General features: G+C 68.2%; 1 protein-coding gene and 1 pseudogene (1 of these 2 running past the window's edge). Both read right to left on the reverse strand.

Annotated features, from left to right (window positions below; all coding sequences use genetic code 11):
• Positions 1-9,498: pseudogene (locus AC5Y7E_RS10350) on the reverse strand (amino acid adenylation domain-containing protein); the annotation flags it as partial.
• Positions 9,495-22,054: the 3' portion of a non-ribosomal peptide synthase/polyketide synthase gene (locus tag AC5Y7E_RS10355; RefSeq protein ID WP_499948857.1), read on the reverse strand. Its footprint extends 10,453 nt past the window's final position; the window shows 12,560 of its 23,013 coding nt (coding positions 10,454-23,013); the start codon falls outside the window, past its right edge; its stop codon occupies positions 9,495-9,497. The gene AC5Y7E_RS10355 and the pseudogene AC5Y7E_RS10350, both read right to left, overlap by 4 nt.

Genomic DNA, 22,054 nt, shown 5'->3' on the forward strand with positions numbered 1-22,054 from the left:
ACTCAGGCTCCGAACCGACGGCGCGTCCAATATGGTGCGCACCGCGAGGTGGGCATCCAAAGTCTTGTTGATCGTGGCGATCACGCGCATCGCCAACAATGAATCACCACCCAAATCGAAGAACGAGTCCTCGACGCCGACGCGATCCAGCCCGAGGATTTGGGCGAAGATGCCGGCCAGCGTCTCCTCGATCGCGTTCGCCGGGGCCCGGTAGCGTTCGGCGACAACATATTCGGGTACCGGCAGGGCTCGCCTGTCGAGCTTTCCGTTGGGCGTCAACGGCAGCGCTCTGACCGGCACCACCGCCACCGGCACCATGTAGGCCGGCAACCGCTCGGCCAGCTTGGCGCGCGTGGTCATCGGATCGGCGGTGCCGGTGAAGTACCCGACTAGGCGCTTGTCACCGGGGCGGTCCTCGCGAGCGATTACCACCGCCCGGTCGACCCCGTCGATGTCGGCCAATGCCGCTTGGACATCACCCAACTCGATGCGATAGCCCCGTATCTTGACCTGCTCGTCGGCACGACCGAAGTACCGCAACTGACCGTCGGGGCCCCAGCACACCAGATCCCCGGTCCGGTACATGCGCGCTCCCGGAGTCCCCGCACCGGCGAACGGACATGCCACGAACCGCGAGGCGCTCAACCCTGCCCGGTTCAGGTATCCATACGAGACCCCGGCACCGGCCACATACAACTCCCCTATCACGCCGGCCGGAACGGGGCGTAACCAGGCGTCGAGCACAAACAACGCCGCTTGTAGCACCGGCGAACCGATCGGCACCACGCCTGTCCCCGGCGCCAGCGGGGCGCTCATCGTGATGCCCATCGACGTCTCGGTCGGGCCGTACGCGTTGACCATCAGCCGCCCCGGCGCCCACCGGTTTACCACCTCAGCAGGGCAGGCTTCACCGGCCACCATCACGGCCAGCGACTCCAACCCCTCGGGTGCGAGCGCCGCGAGAGCGGAAGGAGTTTCGGTGAACACGTCGACGCGCTCGGCGATCAGCAAGGCCTTGAAATCTTCCGGTGAGGTCGCCACGGATTCGGGCACCACGACCACGCGCCCCCCATGCAGTAGCGCGAAGAAAATCTCGGACACCGAAACGTCGAAAGCCAGGGATTTGCATTGAGCCCAGGCGGCCGGCGTCGGCAAGTGTCCATCCACCACCTCGAGTAGCTGGACCGCGTTGTGGTGAGAGACGGCCACGCCCTTGGGGACACCCGTTGTGCCCGAGGTGTAGATGAGGTACGCGATGTCGTCGGGGGCCGGCCCCGGCAGACCCGTTGCTGGACAGCCGGGAATGCGGGTGTCGTCGACGTCGATCACCGGCAAATCGGACCCGCCCAGTCGGGCCCGCAGATCTGCGTTGCTGATCGCCGCGACCGGCGCGGCATCGGCCACCATGAACTCGATCCGGGCCGTTGGTACTGCGGGGTCGATCGGCAGATAAGCCGCACCGGACTTGAGCACCGCCAGGATCGCCACGATCGCCTCGGCCGAGCGGGGCAGGAGCAGCGCCACCACATCACCGGCACCCACGCCCTGATCGGCCAACAGGTGCGCCAGTCGGTTCGCCGCCTCGTCGAGCTGGCGGTACGTCATCGACCGCCCCTCGCACGTCAGTGCCACCGCGTCCGGGGCCCGCTCTACGTGCGCGGCAAACACCTCCGGAATAGACACCGACGCGGGCGCCAGGTGCGCCAACACTGCGCGGTTGCCCCACGCGTCCAGGCGGCCGTGCTCATCGGCGTCGAGGAGGTCGATAGACGACAGCGGCCGGGTGGGCTCGGCGGTCATGGCGACAAGCACCTTGTGGAATCGCGCGAACAGCGCGTCGATGCCGGAGCCGTCGAACACCTCGGCGTCGTACTCGACGCGCAGCCCGATTCGAGGACCCGGCATGGCGGCAACCGCGAGCGGGTAGTGGGTGGATTCGCTGGTGTTGACTTCGGTGACGGTCAGGTCGTAGTCGCCGGTCAACGCCTCGGTGTCGACCGGATAGTTCTCGTAGATGAACATGGAGTCGAACAGCTGGTCGTGATCGGTGAGGCGGTGGATCTCGGACAAAGCCAGATGCTGGTGCTCCAGCGTGCAATTGTGGGCGTCCTGCAGCTGATCCAGCAGGTCGGCGGCGGTGGTTGCCGTGGTGATTCGCGCCCGCACCGGCACCGTGTTGATCAACAGCCCCACCATCGACTCCGCGCCGGCCAATTCCGGCGGCCGCCCCGAGACCGCCGTACCGAAGACCACGTCATGCTGCCCGGTCAACCGCATCAGCATCTGGGCCCATGCCGCCTGCAACACGATGTTGACGGTGGTGTGACGCGAACGGGCCAACTCACCCACATCCTGGGTGGTGTCCTCCGGCACCTCAAACCAGGCCGCGGATCGCCGCGCCTGGCTCAGCTGACCCGGCGGACCCACCAGGGTGGGGGCATCCAGGCCCGCCAGCACCTCACGCCAAGCCGCTTGGGCCGCAGCGCGATCCCGCCCGATGAGCCACGCGACGAAGCTGCGATACGGTGCGGCCGCGGGCAGCGGGCGTCCGTAATAGCTGGCGAAGATCTCCTGCAGCAGGATCGGCAGCGACCAGCCGTCGAGCACGATGTGGTGATTGGTGAGCACAAACCGGTGCCGACCTAGTGCGGTGCGGATCAGTACCGCCCGAAACGCAGCCTGTTCGGCGAGGTCGCACACCGCGACGCGCTCAGCGGTGCAGACCTCCTGGACTTGCTCGTCAATGCTCATGCCGTTGGGATGCGGCTCGATATACCGCCATGGCACCACCGGATCAGCCGGGATGATCTGCACCGGCTCGTCCATTTGGGTCGAGAATCGGGCCGCCAGGTTGGGATGGCGCGTTACCACCGTTTGCAGCGCGGCGCGCAACCGATCGGGATCGAGCTCACCGATCACCGTGAAGTCCAGTTGCACCGCATACACGTCGTGATCGGGACCCAGCCCGGCGCCGGCATGGAACAAAAACCCCTGCTGCAACGGAGTCAACGGCAAGATGTCGGCGATATGGTGCTCCCGCTGCAGCTCATCGAGCTGCTGCTGGGTCAGATGAGCGGGAGCGAAATCGGACGGCGTGAACCCGCCGCCGCCGGTGCGGACGTGCGCGCAGATCCCGGCCAGGGCGTCGAACCACAACCGGCCCAGCCGGTCGACGTGCTCGCGATCCACCGCCGACGGCGCCCAGGTCCAATTCGCGTGCAGCTGCGGACCGGAGTCGGTGTCCAGGGTGCCGGCGTTGAGCTCGAGGGTGTGCATCAGCGGCATCGGTATGGCCGCGGCCGCCCGGGTGACCGATGCGACATCCTGGCAAACTCGCCACGGGTCGTGGGACACCTCGGCCGTCGCACCCAGTCGTCCCAGATAGTTAAACCCGATCACCGGGTCCGAGCCCCCCAACTCGACATCGGGGTTCACATATCGCAGCAGACCATAGCCCAGCGGGTCAGGCAGGGCACGCAGTTGCTCCTTGGCGTCTTTGACCAGCGCGCCCAGCGCCGCATCGCCGGCCACCACCCGATCCCAGGCCAACCCCCCGACGTTCAACGCCACCGGATACTTGGTGGTGAACCACCCCACCGTGCGAGTCAGATCCACATCGGCGGCCAGCTCCTCGTGGCGACCATGGCCCTCCACGTCGATGCCGATCGGCCCCCCAGCGCTTGCCGCGAACTCGGCCACGGCCAACCCGAATGCGATCAACAGAATGTCGTGCACCCCGGCGTGGAACGCAGTCGGCACCTCTCCCAACAGCATCCGGGTGGTCCCGACGTCCAGGGCCGCCGACAGATGACCCGCCGCAGCGAACGTATCCACCGCGGGCTGCAGCGCCGGAAGCACCGCCGGGGCCGCCGCCACCTGCCGCCACGCCTCGACTTGATCCACCACCGCGGGACTACTGGCGTGCGCGGCCAGCAACGCCGACCACCGGGCAAACGACGTGCCCGTCGCCGGCAACGCTATCGGCTGGCCACCCCGACGCTGTTCCCACGCCAGATTGAGGTCCTCCAACAGGATCCGCCACGAGACCCCGTCCACCGCCAAATGGTGAATGACCAAGGCCAACTGCCCGGTCGAGCCAGCCCACACCGCACTGAGCATCAGCCCGGCAGCGGGATCCAACCGTGACCGCGCCGCGACCAACGCATCCTCGGACAACACCTCGACCACCCGCAGGCACTCCCGGGCATCCACCTCGCCGGGCTCGGGCACCCTCAAGGTCCAACTCCGGGCACCATCGTCGACGGCGCGCAGCCGCAACATGGCGTGCCGGTCGAGCAGGGCCTGCACCAGCACCACGACGTCCGCCTCGCCAACCCCCACCGGGGCCTGCACCACCACCGTCTGATTGAACTGACCCACCGGACCATCCACGTTGGCCAACCAGCGCATGATCGGCGTCGCGACCACTGGCCCCAGCCCCTCGTCGACCGGGCCGCCGACACCCTCGACCGACCCGGCCACCCGAGCCAATCGCGCCACACTCTGCTCGACGAACACATCACGAGGCCGAAACACCAGGCCGGCCGCCCGCGCCCTGGCCACCACCTGCATCGACAAGATGCTGTCTCCGCCGAGTTCGAAAAATGAGTCGTCGACGCCAACCCGCTCCAGCCCTAGCACCTGGGCGTAAATGCCGGCCAAGATTTCCTCTGTCGGCGTCGACGGGGCGCGATACAGATCGCCCGCGGCGTACTCGGGTGCGGGTAACGCCCGCTTATCCAATTTCCCGTTCGCCGTCAACGGCAACGCCTCAACCACCACCACCGCCGCCGGCACCATGTACACGGGCAAGCGCTCGGCCAGCGCGGCACGGACTTCGGCCGGGTCGGCCGTGCCGGTCACATATCCCACCAGACGCTTATCGCCCGGGCGGTCCTCCCGCGCGAGCACCGCAGCCTGCTCGACCCCGTCCAGGGCGGCCAACGCCGCCTGCACTTCACCCAACTCGATGCGGTAGCCGCGGACCTTGACCTGCTCATCGGCACGCCCCACGTACCGCAGCTGCCCATCGGGACCCCAACACACCAGATCTCCGGTGCGATACATCCGCGATCCGGGCGCCCCCTCTCCCGCAAACGGGCATGCCACAAACCGCGACGCACTCAGCCCGGCGCGCCCCACATAGCCGACACCGACCCCGGCGCCGGCCACATACAACTCACCGACCACCCCGACCGGCACCGGACGCAACCAGCGATCCAGCACGAAGAAGCCGAGCCGCGCCAACGGCACCCCGATGGGGCTGGCCGCACTGTAGACGTCGCCGGGCGCGATCTCCCGAAACGAGGCATGCACCGTTGTCTCGGTCGTGCCGTACAGGTTCAGCAGGCGCGGCGAGCCCGGATGCTGGTCTAGCCACGTTCCCAGTCGCCGCGGCTCGAGGGCTTCCCCGGCGAACAGCACAGCCCGCAAGTTCAAGCGAGCCCCCAGGCCGGGCGCGAGCGCATCGGCGGTTTGTAAGGCATAAAACGCCGACGGGGTCTGACTCAACACACTGACCTGTTCAGCCACCAATAACGCGTGGAAGTCCTGCGGGGAACGCGCCACGGACTCAGGTATCACCACCAGGCGCCCGCCACGCAGCAGCGCACCCCAGATCTCACACACCGAGACGTCAAAGGCCAGTGAGTGCCACTGCGACCACACCTGCCCATCGAGTTCCATCCCGGCTTCCAGCGACGCCAGCAACTGGACCACGTTGTGGTGGGTGACGGCAACGCCTTTGGGGACACCGGTCGTGCCCGAGGTGTAGATCAGATACGCGATGTCCTCGGGCGCCGGTGCCGGCAACGCGGTGCTGGGCCGGGCCGCGATACCCGGATCGGCCACGTCGATGACGGCCACGCCATGGCCGTCCACCCGCTCGGCCAGCTCTGCGGTGGTGACCACCGCAACCGGCGCGGCATCACCAAGCAAGAACTCGATGCGCGCCGCGGGCACCACCGGATCGATCGGCACATACGCCGCACCGGTCTTGAGCACCGCCACAATCGCCACGATCGCCTCCGCCGACCGCGACAACAACAACCCCACCCGCTCACCCGGACCAACACCCCGGTCCACCAACAGATGCGCCAACCGGTTAGACGCCTCGTCGAGCTCCCAATACGTCATCGACGAGCCCTCAAACGACAGCGCCACCGCCCCCGGCGCCCGCGCCACCTGCACAGCGAACAATCCCGGAATCGACACCCGCACAGTCGGATCGGGCACAGCCAGCACCGCCCGATTACCCCAAGCCTCGATCCGGACGTGCTCGTCCTCGTCGACGACGTCGATCGAGGAAAGCCGCCGCGCCGGGTCGGCGGTCATGGCGCCCAGCACCCGTCCCAACCGCTCGATCAATATCTGGATGCTGGCCGCATCGAACACGTCGGTGCGAAACTCGACCATTCCGCCGATGCCGGCCGGATCACCTACATCGGTCCAGCGCTCCCCCACTGAGAACGTCAGGTCCATGCGAGCGGTATGGGTGTCCGCGGGCAGCGAGGTTACGTCCAGATCGCCCAAAGCCGATTCCGCCGGGGGGTCGCCGGCGAAGTTCTGCCAGGCCAACATCACTTGCACCAGCGGATGATGGTTCAGGCTTCGGGCGGGATTGAGCCGCTCGACCAATACCTCGAACGGCACGTCCTGGTGTTCGTAGGCGGCCAGGCTGCGCTGGCGCACCTGAGCCAATACCTCGGCGACGGTGGGATCGCCTGCCAGATCGACCCGCAACACCAAGGTGTTGATGAAGCAGCCCACCAGCTCGTCCAGTGCGGGGTCGCGGCGCCCCGCGATCGGGAAGCCCACGGCCACATCGGAACTGGCGCTCATCTTCGCGAGCAGCACCGCCAGGGCGGCCTGCATCACCATGAAACCGGTCGCCTTGTGCTCGCCCGCCAGCCCAGCGACCCGCTGCTGCAACTCGGCCGGCCAATCCACCATCGCGCGGGCGCCGCGGTAATCGGCCACCGCCGGATAGGGCCGATCGGTGGGCAACTCGAGCCGTTCGGGCAGCCCGGCCAGATGGTCTTCCCAGTAGGTCAGCTGGGCGGCGATCAGACTGTCACCATCGTCGAGATCGCCGAATTGTTCGCGCTGCCATAGCGTGTAATCGACGTACTGCACCGGCAGCGGCGCCCAACTCGGGGCTTGTCCGGCACACCGGCCGGCATAGGCCACCCCCAGATCACTGACCATCGGCGAGATCGACCAGCCGTCGGCCGCGATATGATGCACCACGGCCACCAGCACGTGCTCCTCGTCGGCGACGCGCAAAAGCCTTGCCCGCAAAGGGATCTCAGAAGTGAGGTCGAACGGATCACGCACAACCGCGGCGACGGCCTGCTCCACCCGACCGGCCGACCAACCGGTGGCATCCACGACCTGCCAACCAAAGTCGGCTTCCGCCGCCGGGATCACCAGCTGCCGCGGAACGCCGTCCACCGACGGGAACAGTGTCCGCAGGCTTTCGTGACGGCCTACCACATCGGCCAGCGCCGCCCGCAGCGCCTCGGCGTTCAGGCGTCCGCTCAGCCGCAACGCCACCGCCATGTTGTACACCGCCGAAGGGCCCTGCAACTGGTCGATGAACCACAACCGATTCTGCGCGAACGACAACGGCACCACCTCGGGCCGCTGCACCGGAATCAGGGGCGCAAGTCGGCTCGCGACCTCACCGATGCGGGGCGCCAACTGGGCCACCGTGGGGGCCTCGAACAGCATGGGCACGGCAAGGCCGGCGTCCAGTGCGGTGTTGATCGCGGCGATGGCGCGCATCGCCGACAGTGAATCGCCACCGATATCGAAGAACGACTCATCGACCCCGACCCGGTCTAATCCCAAGACCTGGGCGAAGATTCCGGCCAGGATCTCTTCGACGGCAGTGGCCGGCGCCCGGTAATGATCGACATCGCCGTACTCCGGGGCCGGCAGCGCCCGCCGGTCGAGCTTGCCGTTGACCGTCAGCGGCAATGCGTCAAGCGTCACCACCGCCGCGGGCACCATGTATGCGGGCAGTCGCTCGGCCAACTCGGCACGAAGATCGGCCGGATCCGCGGTACCGGTGATGTAGCCGACCAACCGCTTGTCGCCGGGACGGTCCTCCCGCGCGATCACCGCCGCCTGCGCCACCCCCTCCAGCCGGGCCAGCACCGCCTGCACCTCACCCAGCTCGATGCGATACCCGCGGATCTTCACCTGATCATCGGCACGACCCAGATACTGCAACTGCCCGTCAGTGCCCCACCGCACCAGATCCCCGGTGCGATACATCCGCTCCCCCGCCGCCCCCTCACCGGCGAACGGACACGCCACAAATCGCGATGACGTCAACCCCGCCCGACCGACGTACCCATAGGCCACGCCGGCACCGGCCACGTACAGCTCGCCCACCACGCCGGCCGACACCCGGCGCAGCCCGGCGTCGAGCACGAACAACGCCGCCCCGGCCACCGGCGAACCGATGGGCACCACCCCCGAGCCCTCCGACAGCGGCGCGCTGACCGCGGCGTACACCGTCGCCTCGGTGGGGCCATAGGCGTTGATCATCACCCGACCCGGCGCCCACCGCTCCACCAGCTCCACCGGGCAGGCCTCACCGGCGAGCACCAGCGCCGTCGACTCCAACCCCTCCGGCGACATCACCCCCACCCCCGAGGGTGTCTGACTCAACACAGTGACCTGTTCGCGAATCAGCAAGGCGTGCAAGTCATCCGGTGACGCGGCCACCTCCTCGGGCACCATGACCAACCGCCCGCCGTACAGCAGGGCCCCGAAGATCTCCGACACCGACACGTCGAAGACCAGCGAATGCCATTGCGACCACACCCGCGGTGGACCCACCGGCAATCGACTCTCCACCGCGGCCACCAATTCGGTGACGCCGCGGTGCGAGACCGCGACGCCTTTGGGGACACCGGTGGTCCCCGAGGTGTAGATCCGGTAAGCGACATCGTCCGGGGCCGGCGCCGGCAAACCGGTACTGGGCTGATCCCGCACGGCCGGATCAGCCACGTCGACGACCGCTACCGCACACCGGTCCAGGCGCGAATGCAGGTCCGCGCTGCTGATGACGACCACGGGCGCCGCGTCAGCGACCATGAACTCGATCCGCGCCGCGGGCAGCGCGGGGTCGATCGGCACGTATGCCGCCCCGGTTTTGAGGACAGCCAGGATCGCCACGATCGCCTCGGCCGAGCGCGGCACCAACAGCGCCACGCACTGCCCCGGACCCGCGCCTCGCCCAATCAACAAGTGCGCCAAGCGGTTCGAGGCCTCGTCCAGCTCCCAATATGAGATCGAGCGACCGTCACAGGTCAACGCCACCGCCTGCGACGTGCGGCCTACCTGTGCGGCGAACAACTCGGGAATGGACACCGACGACGGTGGGCGGCCCAGCGCCGCCCGATTGCCCCACTCATCGAGCCCGACCTGCTCGTCGTCATCGAGCAGATCAATCGACAACAACCGCCGAGTCGTATCGGCGGTCACGATTGCTGCTCCGCATCGGCGGTCATAACCACCAGCACCTTTTGCAACCTCCTGAAGAGCGACTCGATCCTGGTTGCGTCGAACACGTCGGTGTCGTACTCGACGCGAAGACTCAACTGCGCACCGGGCTGGACTTGCACCGCCAGCGGGTAGTGGTTGTTTTCCCGGGCCGCGACGTCGGTGATGGCCAACTCGTGATCGCCCGCGAGCGCGGCGGCGTCGACGGGATAGTTCTCGAAGACGAACAAGGTGTCGAACAACTGGTCGTGTCCGGTGGCGCGGTGGATTTCCCCGAGCGCCAGGTGCTGATGGTCCAGAGTCGCGTTATAGGCGTCCTGCAGTTGATTCAATAAGCCGGCGACCGTGGTTGCCGCGGTGATGCGCGCGCGCATCGGGACCGTGTTGATCAACAGCCCGACCATCGAATCCGCACCGGACAACTCCGTCGGCCGCCCCGACACCGCAGTGCCGAACGCGACGTCGTGCCGGCCGGTCAGCCACATCAATATCTGCGCCCACGCGGCCTGCATGACGATGTTCACGGTCGTGTGATGCGACCGCGCCAGCTCGCCGATCGCCCCGGTGGTGTCCGCAGGGACCGTGAACGAGGCGACGCCTCGCTTTCCGAGCCGCAGTCGCCCGGGCGGACCCACCAAGGTGGGCGTGTCGAAATCGGCGAGCACCTCACGCCAGGCGATGCGGGCGGCATCAAGGTCGCGGTCGGCCAGCCAACTCACAAAGTGGCGATAGGGCGCGGCCGCGGGCAGCCGCTGCTTGTAGTAGCTGGCGATTACTTCGCCCAGCAGGATCGGCAGCGACCAACCATCCATGACGATGTGGTGATTGGTCAGGATGAACCTATGCCGATCCGGCGCGGTACGGATCAATGCCGCCCGGAACGCCGGGGGGTCGGCCAGATCGCACACCGCGGCGCGTTCGGCAGCACATATGTCCTGCACCTGTTGATCGACCCCGGCGCCGTGGGCGTCGAGTGCGACATACCGCCAAGGCACCACGGGATCGGCCGGAATCAGCTGCACCGGCTCGTCGAACTGCGCGCAGAATCGGGCTGCCAGATTCGGATGCCGGCTTACCACCGCGTTGACCGCCTCGTGCAGGCGGTCCTCATCCAGGGCGCCGCTCAAGGTGATGTCCAGCTGCACCGCATACACATCGTCGCCGCGCTGCGTGGTGGTGTGGAACAGCAGGCCCTGCTGCAACGGTGTCAACGGCAACACGTCAGCGATGCGGTACTGCGCCTGCAGCTCGTCGAGCTGCGGCTGGCTCAACCGGGCCGGCGCGACATCGGACGGTGTCAACCCGCCCCCGCCACCGCGAACGTGGGCGCAGATACCGGCAAGGGCCTCAAACCACAACCGGCCCAGCCGGTCGACCTGCTCGCGATCCACCGCCGACGGCGCCCACGTCCAGTTCGCGTGCAGGTGCGGGCCGGTGTCGGTGTCCACGGTGCCGGCGTTCAAGTCCACGGTGTGCATCAGCGGCATGGGTATCGCCGCGGCCGCCCCGGTCAACGCCAAGCTGTCCTGGCACAGGCGCCACATGTCGTCGGAGAGGTCAGCCCCAGCGCCCAGCCGCCCCAGATAGTTGAACCCGACGGTCGGGTCGGATCCCCCCAACTCGACATCGGGATTCAGATACCGCAGCAGACCGTAGCCCAGCGGGTCGGGCAGGGCGCGCAGCTGCTCCTTGGCGTCCTTGAGCACCGCCCCCAATGCCGCCTCGCCGGCCACTACCTGGCTCCACGCCAGCCCACCGAGGCTCAACGCCACTGGGTATTTGGTGGTGAACCACCCCACCGTGCCCGATAGGTCCACATCGGCGGCCAGCTCCTCGTGGCGCCCATGACCCTCCACGTCGATGCCGATCGGCGCGCCGCCGGGGCCCAGCAATTCCGCCAACGCCAGTCCGAAAGCGATCAGCAATATGTCGTGCACCCCGGCATGGAACGCCGTCGGCACCTCGCCCAGCAGCATCCGGGTCGTGTCGGCGTCCAGCGACACCGATAAGTGACCGGCCGCGGCGAACGTATCCACCGCGGGCCGCAGCGCGGGCAGCACCGCCGGAAGCGCCGCCACCTGCCGCCACGTGTCGGCCTGCTCCACCACCTCAGGGCTTAGGGCGTGCTCCGCCAGCAGCGCCGACCACCGGGCGAACGACGTCCCCGCCGCCGGCAGTGTGATCGGCTGCCCGCCGCGGCGCTGGACCCAGGCGGTGTTGAGGTCCTCCAGCAGGATCCGCCACGAGACCCCGTCAACGGCCAGGTGGTGAATGATCAGCGCCAGCTGACCCGTCGAGTCGGCCCATAGCGCGCTGAGCATCACCCCGGCGGCCGGGTTCAACCGCGACCGCGCCTTGACCAGCGCCTCCTCGGACAACACGTCCACCGCTTGCAGGCGATCGTTGGCATCCACCGACCCGGCCACCGGCACCGTCAATGACCAGCCGCCGGCGCCATCGTCGTCGACGCGCAGCCGCAACATGGCGTGCCGATCCACCAACGCCTGCAAGATCGCAACGACGTCGGCCTCGGTCACACCCGCCGGGGCCTGCGCCATCACCGTCTGGTTGAACTGGTCCACCGGGCCCTCGACGCTGTGCAACCACCGCATGATCGGGGTAGCCAGCACCTGCCCGACGCCCTCGTCGACCGGGCCGCCCGCACCGTCGGCCACCCCCGCCACCCGGGCCAGCCGCGCCACGGTCTGCTCGACGAAAATGTCGCGCGGCCGACACACCAGGCCGGCGGCGCGGGCGCGCGCCACCACCTGCATGGACAAAATGCTGTCCCCGCCGAGCTCAAAGAACGACTCGTCGGCCCCGACCCGCTCGAGCCCCAGCACCTGGGCGTAAATCCCGGCCAGAATCTCCTCGACCGCGCTGCCGGGTGCCCGGTAGTGATCGACGTCCTGGTACTCCGGTGCCGGCAGAGCACGCTTGTCGAGCTTGCTGTTGACCGTCAGCGGCAGCGCGTCCAGGACCACCACCGCGGCCGGCACCATGTACGCGGGCAACCGCTCCGCCAACGCGCTGCGCACGTGGGCCGGGTCGGCGCTGCCGGTCATGTAGCCGACCAGGCGCTTGTCGCCGGGGCGGTCCTCCCTGGCGATCACCGCCGCCTGCTCGACCCCGTCCAGCCCCAGCAGCGCGGCCTGCACTTCGCCCAACTCGATGCGATATCCGCGGATCTTGACCTGCTCGTCGGCACGGCCGAGATACCGCAGCTCCCCATCGGCGCCCCAACACACCAGGTCCCCGGTGCGATACATGCGCTGGGCCGACGCCCCGTCGCCACCGAATGGACACGCCACAAACCGCGACGCCGTCAGCCCGGCCCGTCCCACATAGCCGTACGCCGCCGCGGAACCGGCCACATAAAGATCCCCGACCACACCGACCGGCACCGGCCGCAGCGACCCGTCCAGCACGAAGAACGCCAGATGCGCCAGCGGCACCCCGATGGGGCTCGCAGCGCTGTCCAGGTCACCGTCGACGATCTCGCGGAAGGAGGCGTGCACCGTGGTCTCCGTCGTGCCGTACAGGTTCAGCAGACGTGGCATTCCGGGATGGTTCTGCCACCACGTTCGAAGACGCTGTGGCTCCAACGCCTCACCGCCGAACACGACCGCCCGCAGCTTCAGCTGACGTCCGAGCTCGGGTGACAGCGTGTCCGCGGTTTGCAGCGCGTAGAACCCCGAGGGCACCTGACTCAAGACACTGACCTGTTCGGTCACCAGCGTGGCGTGGAAGTCTTCCGGTGACCGCGTCACCGACTCGGGGACCACGACCACCCGGCCGCCGTACAACAGCGCACCCCAGATCTCCCAGACGGAAATGTCGAAGGCCAGGGAGTGCGCCTGCGTCCACACCTGCTCCTCGAGCTGCATCTCGCCCTCGAGCGATTCGAACAGCTCGGTGACGTTGAGGTGGGTGATGGCAACGCCCTTGGGCACACCGGTAGTGCCTGAGGTGTAGATCAGGTAGGCGATGTCATCGGGCGCGGGCGCGGGCAGGGCGGTAGCCGGATAGGCACGGATGCGGGGATCGTCGAACTCGATGACCGCCAGGCCACGCCCATCCAGGCGCGAGCGCAGGTCTGCCGTGGTGACGACGGCGATCGGCGCGGCATCGCCGAGCATGAACTCCATTCGCGCCGGTGGATGCTCGGGGTCGAACGGCACGTACGCCGCACCGGTCTTCAACACGGCCAGGATCGCCGTGATGGCCTGGGCCGAGCGGGAGAACAGCAGCGCCACCCGCTCACCCGGGCCCGCACCGTGAGCGACCAGGAATCGGGCCAGCCGGTTGGCGGCCTCATCGAGCTCGCGATAGGTCATCGACAGGCCCGGAGAAGTGACCGCGACCGCCTGCGGGGCGCGGGCCACCTGGGCGGCGAACAGTTCCGGAATCGACGGCGAGGCGGTGACACGCCGGCTCAGCGCCCGCCGGTTACCCCACCCGAGCAGCTGTGCGCGCTCGGTGTCGTCGAGGAGATCGACCGACGACAGCCGCCGGGACGGGTCCGCGGTCAGCGCCAGCAACACCCGCTCCAACCGCTTGATCAGCGCCTCGATGCTGTCGGCGTCGAACACGTCGGTGCGGAACTCGACCATCCCGTCGATCCCCGCGGGCTCACCGGCCTCCGTCCAGCGTTCGGCGAACGACAACGTCAGGTCTGTGCGGGCGACCTGAGTGTCGGCGGGCAGCGTGGTGACCTCCAAATCACCCAACCGCAATCCGGTGGTGGACCCGATGTCCGGCCCGCTGAAGTTCTGCCACGCCAACAACACCTGGACCAGCGGGTGATGGGTCAGGCTTCGGGTCGGGTTGAGCCGCTCCACGAGCACCTCGAACGGCACGTCTTGATGTTCGTAGGCCGCCAGGCTTCGACTGCGGACCTGCGCCAGCAACTCGGCGACGGAGGGATCTCCCGCCAGGTCCACCCGGAGCACCAGCGTGTTGATGAAGAATCCCACCAGATCGTCCAGCACCGGGTCGCGGCGACCCGCGATCGGGAACCCGACCGCGACGTCGCTGCTGGCGCTGATCTTCGAGAGCAGCACGGCGAGAGCGGCCTGCATGACCATGAAGCTGGTCGCGTTGTGCTCGCGTGCCACGCGGGCCACCCGTTGCTGCAACTCCGGCGGCCATTCGACGGCAACGTGCGCGCCGCGGTAGTCGGCCACCGGCGGGTAGGGCCGATCGGTGGGCAGCTGGATGCGCTCGGGCATCCCGGCCAGCGCGTCTTCCCAATACGCCAGCTGCGCACCGATGCGGCTCTGGCTGTCGCTCAGATCGCCGAATTGGGCTCGCTGCCACAACGTGTAGTCGGCGTACTGCACCGGAAGCGGCGCCCAATCCGGGGCCTCCCCCGCACACCGGCCGGTATACGCCACTCCCAGATCACGCACCAACGGCGTCATCGACCAACCGTCGCCGGCGATATGGTGCACCACCGCCACCAGGACGTGTTCGTCGGCGGCGACCCGGAAAAGCGCTGCGCGCAAGGGAATATCGGCAGCCAGATCAAAGGGGCGGCGCACCACCGTGCCGACGGCCTCCTCCAGCCGGCTCTCCGGCCAGCCCGTCGCATCGACGACGTCCCAGCCGAAGCGGGCCCGCTCGACCGCCACCACCAGCTGTTGGGGAATCCCCTCGACCGACGGGAACAGCGTGCGCAGGCTTTCGTGACGGCCCACCACGTCGGTCATCGCCGTCGCGAGCGCATCCACGTCGAGGCGCCCGTCCAGGCGCAGGGCCACCGCCATGTTGTACACGGGTGAGGGCCCCTGCAACTGATCGATGATCCACAGCCGGTTCTGGGCGAACGACAATGGGACTATCTCGGGCCGCTCGACCGGAGCCAACGGCTCGAGTCGGCTCTCGTCCGCACCGATGCGGGGCGCCAGCTGTGCCACCGTGGGCGCCTCGAAAAGAGCGCGCACCGCGAGGCCGGCGTTCAACGTGCTGTTGACCGCGGCGACGACCCGCATCGCCGACAGCGAATCGCCGCCCAGTTCGAAGAACGATTCGTCGACTCCGACCCGGTCCAGTCCGAGGACTTGGGCGTAGAGGCCGGCCAGGATCTCTTCGGTCGGATTGGTCGGGGCACGGTATTGACCGGCATCGGTGTATTCGGGTGCAGGTAGGGCGCGCACGTCGAGCTTGCCGTTGACGGTCAACGGCAACGCGTCGAGCACCACCAACGCGGCCGGCACCATGTAGGCCGGCAATCGCTCGGCCAGAGCGCTTTTCAACGTCGCGGGCTCCGCGGCCCCGGTGATGTAGCCGACCAGGCGTTTGTCGCCGGGGCGATCCTCCCGGGCGACCACCGCCGCCTGTGCCACGCCGTCGAGGTCTGCCAGCGCCATCTGGACTTCGGCCAACTCGATGCGATAGCCGCGGATCTTGACCTGCTCATCCGCACGCCCCGCATACCGCAGCTGCCCGTCAGCATCCCAGGACACCAGATCGCCGGTGCGATACATCCGTTGTGCCGGCGCTTCCGGGCCGCCGAACGGGCAGGCGACAAATCGCGATGCGGTCAAACCGGGACGGCGCCAATATCCGTACCCCACGGTGGTACCGGATATGTACAACTCACCAAGCACACCGGGCGGGACCGGCCGCAGCCACATGTCAAGCACGAACAGTGCCGCGCCCGGCAGTGTCGAACCGATTGGCGGCGCCCCCGAACCCGCGAGCAACGGCGGGCTGTAGGTCACATCCACCGTGGCCTCGGTCGGGCCGTACTTGTTGATCATCAGCCGCCCGGGGGTCGCCCACCGGTCCACCAGGTCGGCCGGGCACGCTTCACCACCCACGAGTAAGGCAACCGACTCCAACCCCTCGGGCGCCATAGCCCCTGCCGCTGAAGGGGTTTGACCAAAGACGTCGACTCGTTCGGATATCAGCAGGTCGTGCAGGTCGGTCGTCGAGTTCGTCATCCACTCGGGGACCACCACCAGCCGCCCACCGTTGAAGAGCGCCCCCCAGATCTCGAGGACCGAGAAGTCGAACGACAGGGAGAACCACTGCGTCCAGACGCCGGGGCGGCGCAGATCGGCGGGCAGTGAGCCGATGTACTGGATCACGTTGTGGTGAGTTATGGCCACGCCCTTGGGGACACCGGTAGTCCCGGAGGTGTAGATGATGTAGGCGACGGAATCCGCGGAAGGCGGCGGCAAGGGAGTGCAGTCACGACCGCGAACAGCCGGGTCGTCGATATCGATCACCGCAACGTCGTGCCCGTCGAGCCGCCCACGCAGCCCATCGGCGGCGATGGCGGCGATCGGCGCGGCGTCGCCGAGCATGAAGTCGATCCGGGTCGCCGGCAGCGCCGGGTCGATCGGCACATATGCCGCTCCCGTTTTGAGCACCGCCAGGATCGCCACGATCGCCCGGTCAGAACGCGGAATGTGCAGCGCCACACAGGCACCCGGGCCGACGCCGTGGCCGGCCAAGTGGTGGGCCAGTCGGTTGGCGTCCTCCTCAAGCTCCAGGTAAGTCATCGAGCGGCCCTCGAAGGTCAAGGCCACGGCTTCCGGCGTGCGCGCCGCCTGCGCGGCGAACAACCCTGGAACCGACACTGCCGGGGCCGGCGACCGGGCGAGCACCGCCCGGTTGCCCCACGTCGCCAGCCGGGCGTGCTCCGCTGTGTCGAGCAGATCCAGCGACGACAACCGCCGACCGGGGTCGGCGGTGACGGCCGCCAGCACCCGCCCCAACCGCTCGATCAACACCTCGATGCTGGCCGCGTCGAACACATCGGTGCGGAATTCCACCTCGCCGCCGATCCCGGCAGGCTCACCGGACTCGGTCCAGCGTTCGGCCAACGAGAACGTCAGGTCCATCCGGGCGGTGCGAGTGTCCACCGGCGCCTGGGTGACCTGCAGGTCGCCCAAGCTCAGACCCGCGGCGGGGTCGTTTTCCTGCCCGGCGAAGTTCTGCCAAGCGAACAACACCTGCACCAGCGGGTGATGGTTCATCGATCGGGTCGGGTTGAGCCGTTCCACCAGCAGCTCAAACGGCACGTCTTGGTGCTCGTAGGCGGCGAGGCTGCGCTGCCGCACCTGGGCCAACAACTCGGCGACGGTGGGGTCCTCGGCCAGATCAACCCGCAACACCAAGGTGTTGACGAAGCACCCCACCAGACCATCGAGCGCGGGGTCGCGGCGGCCCGCGATCGGAAACCCTACGGCCACATCAGAATTGGCGCTGATCTTGGCCAGCAGCACGGCCAAAGCGGCCTGCATCACCATGAAGCTCGTCGCATTGTGCTCACGAGCCAGCCGGGCCACCTGCTCCTGCAACTGCGCCGGCCAATCCACCACCACGCGGGCCCCGCGGTAATCGGCCGCCGGTGGATAGGGCCGATCGGTGGGCAGCTGAATGCGCTCGGGCATGCCGGCCAGCGCGCCTTCCCAGTAAGCCAGCTGGGCGCCGATCAGGCTTTGCGGGTCCTGCAGCTCACCCAGCTGTTCGCGCTGCCACAGCGTGTAGTCGACATACTGCACCGGCAACGGCACCCAACTCGGGGCCTGGCCCGCACACCGGCTGGCGTACGCGACACCGAGATCGCCCACCAGCGGCCCGATCGACCAGCCGTCCGCGGCGATATGGTGCAGGACGGCCACCAGCACATGCTCGGTGTCGCTGACGCGATAAAGCTTTGCGCGCAAAGGGATTTGGGAGGTCAGGTCAAACGGGTCGCGCACCACCTCCCCGACGGCGTCAGTCAGCCGGTCAGCCGACCAGCCGCTGGCGTCCACCACGTGCCAACCGAAATCGGCGAGCTCGACCGGCACCACGACCTGCCGGGGGATCCCCTCGACCGACGGGAAAAGCGTGCGCAGGCTTTCGTGGCGACCGACCACGTCGACCAGCGCCGCCCTCAGTACGTCGGCATCCAGGCGCCCGCTCAGCTGCAACCCGAGCGCCATGTTGTACACCGGTGAGCCGCCCTGCAGCTGATCGACGAACCACAGCCGGTTCTGCGCGAACGACAACGGCACCACCGGGGGCCGCTCCACCGCCACCAGCGGTTCCAGCCCACCGCCGGCGTCGCCGAGGCGCAACGCCAAGTCGGCTACCGTGGGCGCCTCGAACAAGGCGCGCACCGCAAGGCCGGCATCCAGAGCGGTGTTGACCGCCGCCACCACCCGCATCGCCGACAACGAGTCCCCACCCAAGTCGAAGAACGATTCATCGACGCCGACGCGCTCGAGCCCCAGCACCTGGGCGTAGACCCCGGCCAAAAGATCTTCGACGGCGCTGGTGGGGCCCCGGTAATGACCGCCTTCCTTGTACTCCGGTGCCGGCAGCGCCCGGATGTCGAGCTTGCCGTTGACGGTCAACGGCAGGCGGTCGAGCACCACCACCGCCGCCGGCACCATGTACGCGGGCAGGCGCTCGGCCAGCTCCGTGCGGATCTGGGCCCGATCCGCGTCCCCCGTCACGTAGCCGACCAGCCGCTTGTCGCCGGGACGGTCCTCGCGCGCGACCACCACTGCTTGCTCGACCCCGGCCAGCCCGGACAGGGCGGCCTGCACTTCGCCGAGCTCGATGCGATAGCCGCGGATCTTGACCTGATCGTCGGCACGCCCCAGATACTGCAGCTCGCCGTCGGCCCCCCAGCGCACCAAATCCCCGGTGCGATACATCCGCGATCCGGACGCGCCGTCGCCGGCGAACGGACACGCCACGAACCGTGCCGCACTCAACCCCGCCCGGCCCACATATCCGTACGCCAGCCCGCCGCCGGCCACATACAACTCGCCCACGACGCCCACCGGCACCGGGCGCAACCACTTGTCGAGCACGAAGAATCCGAGATGGGCCAACGGCAAGCCGATCGGGCTGACACTGCGGTCGACGTCGGCGGCGCCGATCTCCCGGAACGAGGCATGCACCGTCGTCTCGGTGATGCCGTACATGTTCACGAGCCGCGGCGAGCCCCCATGGCGGTCCAGCCACGCGCCAAGGCGCCCGGGCTCCAGCGCCTCGCCACCGAACACCACTGTGCGCAGGTTGAGTCGATTTCCCGCTTCGGCCGCGCGCGCATCCGCGCTCTGCAGCGCGTAGAACGCGGACGGGGTCTGACTCAGTAGGCTGACTTGTTCGCCAATCACCAACGCGTGCAGGTCATCCGGGGACCGGACGACGGAATCGGGCACCACCACCAAGCGCCCCCCGTGCAGCAACGCACCCCAGATCTCCCACACCGAGTAGTCGAAGGCCAGCGAATGGCATTGCGTCCACACCTGCCCCGCCAGCTCTTGGTCGGCGTTCAACGAATCCAGCAGCCGAATGACATTTCGGTGAGCGACCGCCACCCCCTTGGGCACTCCGGTGGTGCCCGATGTGTAGATCAGGTAGGCGATTTCCTCGGCCGCCGGTGCGGGCAACGCGGCGCTGGGCTGGAAGGCGATTGCCGGATCGCTGACGTCGACGACCGCCAGTCGGCGGGCCTTCAGGCGATCGGCCAAGCCCACGGTGGTGATCGCGACGACCGGCCCGGCATCGGCCACCATGAACTCGGTCCGCGCCGCCGGGTGCGCCGGATCCATAGCCACGTACGCCGCACCGGTCTTGAGGACCGCCAACATCGCCACGACCGCCTGAGCCGACCGGGGCAACAACAGCGCCACCCGCTCACCCGGGCCCGCGCCGCGGGCAAGGAGCAAGTGCGCCAACCGGTTAGACGCCTCATCGATCGCGCGGTAGGTCAGCGAGCGGCCCTCGAATGTCAGCGCCACCGCCCCCGGCGTGCGCGCCACCTGCGCCGCGAACAATTCCGGGATCGAGCCCGACGACGTCGCCGGCCGGTCCAGCACCGCCCGGTTGCCGATCTTGTCCAGGCGTGCGCATTCACCGGGAATCAGCAGATCGATCGACGACAACCGCCGGTCGGGATCAGCGGTGATGGCCTCCAACACCCGCTGCAACCGCACGATCAGCGTCCGAATGCGCTCCGCGTCGAACACATCGGTGCGGAACTCCACCGCGCCACCGATTCCGGCCGGGGCGCCGGTTTTGGTCCAACGTTCGGCCAACGAGAACGTCAAGTCCACGCGGGCAGTGCGGGTCTCGGTGGGTACGGTGCTGACCGACATGTCGCCCAGCGCCAAACCGGTGGCCGGGTCGCCGGCGAAGTTTTGCCAGGCGAGCATCACCTGGACCAGCGGGTGATGGTTCAGCGACCGGGTCGGGTTGAGCCGCTCGACCAGCACCTCAAACGGCACGTCTTGGTGCTCGTAGGCCGCAAGGCTGCGTTGGCGCACGTGCGCCAATACCTCGGCGACGGTGGGATCGCCGGCCACGTCGACGCGCAACACCAAGGTGTTGACGAAGAAACCCACCAACGGATCGAGGGCGGCATCTCGCCGTCCGGCGATCGGGAACCCCACCGACACGTCGGCGCTGCCGCTGAGGTTTGCCAGCAGCACCGCCAGGGCCGCCTGCATCACCATGAAACCGGTCGCGTCGTGCTCGCGGGCGATCCGAGCGATCCGCTGCTGCAACTGCGCCGGCCAATCCACCTCCACGCTGGCGCCGCGGTAGTCGGCCACGGCCGGGTAGGGCCGGTCGGTGGGCAGCTGAATCCGTTCGGGCATCCCGGCCAGCGTGTCTTCCCAGTAAGCCAGCTGGGCGCCGATGCGGCTCTCCGGGTCCTGCAGCTCGCCCAACTGTTCGCGCTGCCACAGCGTGTAGTCGACATACTGCACCGGCAACGGCGCCCAGCCCGGGGCCCGCCCCGCACACCGGCTGGCATAGGCGACACCCAGATCACGGACCAGAGGGGTGATCGACAAGCCATCGGCGGCGATATGGTGCACCACCGTCACGAGCACGTGCTCCTCGTCCGCGACGTGGAAAAGCCTTGCCCGCAAAGGGATTTCGGATTCCAGGTCAAACGCGCACTGCGTCGTTTCCGCAATCGCGTCCCGCAACCGGTCAGCCGGCCAACCCGTGGCATCCACCCGCTGCCAGCCAAAGTCACTCTCCTGCAAAGGAATAACCACCTGCCGGGGAATCCCCTCGACCGCCGGGAACAGCGTGCGCAGGCTTTCGTGGCGGCCCACCACATCGGTCAGGGCGGCCCCCAGGGCAGCGGCATCCAGCTGACCACTCAGCCGCAACGCCACCGCCATGTTGTACACGGCCGAAGGGCCCTGCAACTGGTCGATGAACCACAACCGGTTCTGCGCGAACGACAACGGCACCACCGCGGGCCGCTCCGCGGCCACCAGCGGCTCCAGCCCGCCCCCGGCGTCGCCCACCCGCAAAGCCAATTGGGCTACGGTGGGCGACTCGAACAACGTGCGGACCGAAATGTCGGCACCCGTGGACTTGTTGATCGCAGCGACCACTCGCATCGCCGACAACGAATCGCCACCCAAATCGAAGAACGAGTCCTGAACCCCGACGCGGTCGACACCGAGGACTTCCGCGTAGATGCCGGCCAGGATCTCCTCGATGCCACTGGCCGGGGCGTGGTAATCGTCGCCGGCGGCGTATTCGGGTGCCGGCAAGGCTC

This window comes from Mycobacterium sp. NGS17, from assembly GCF_059813205.1.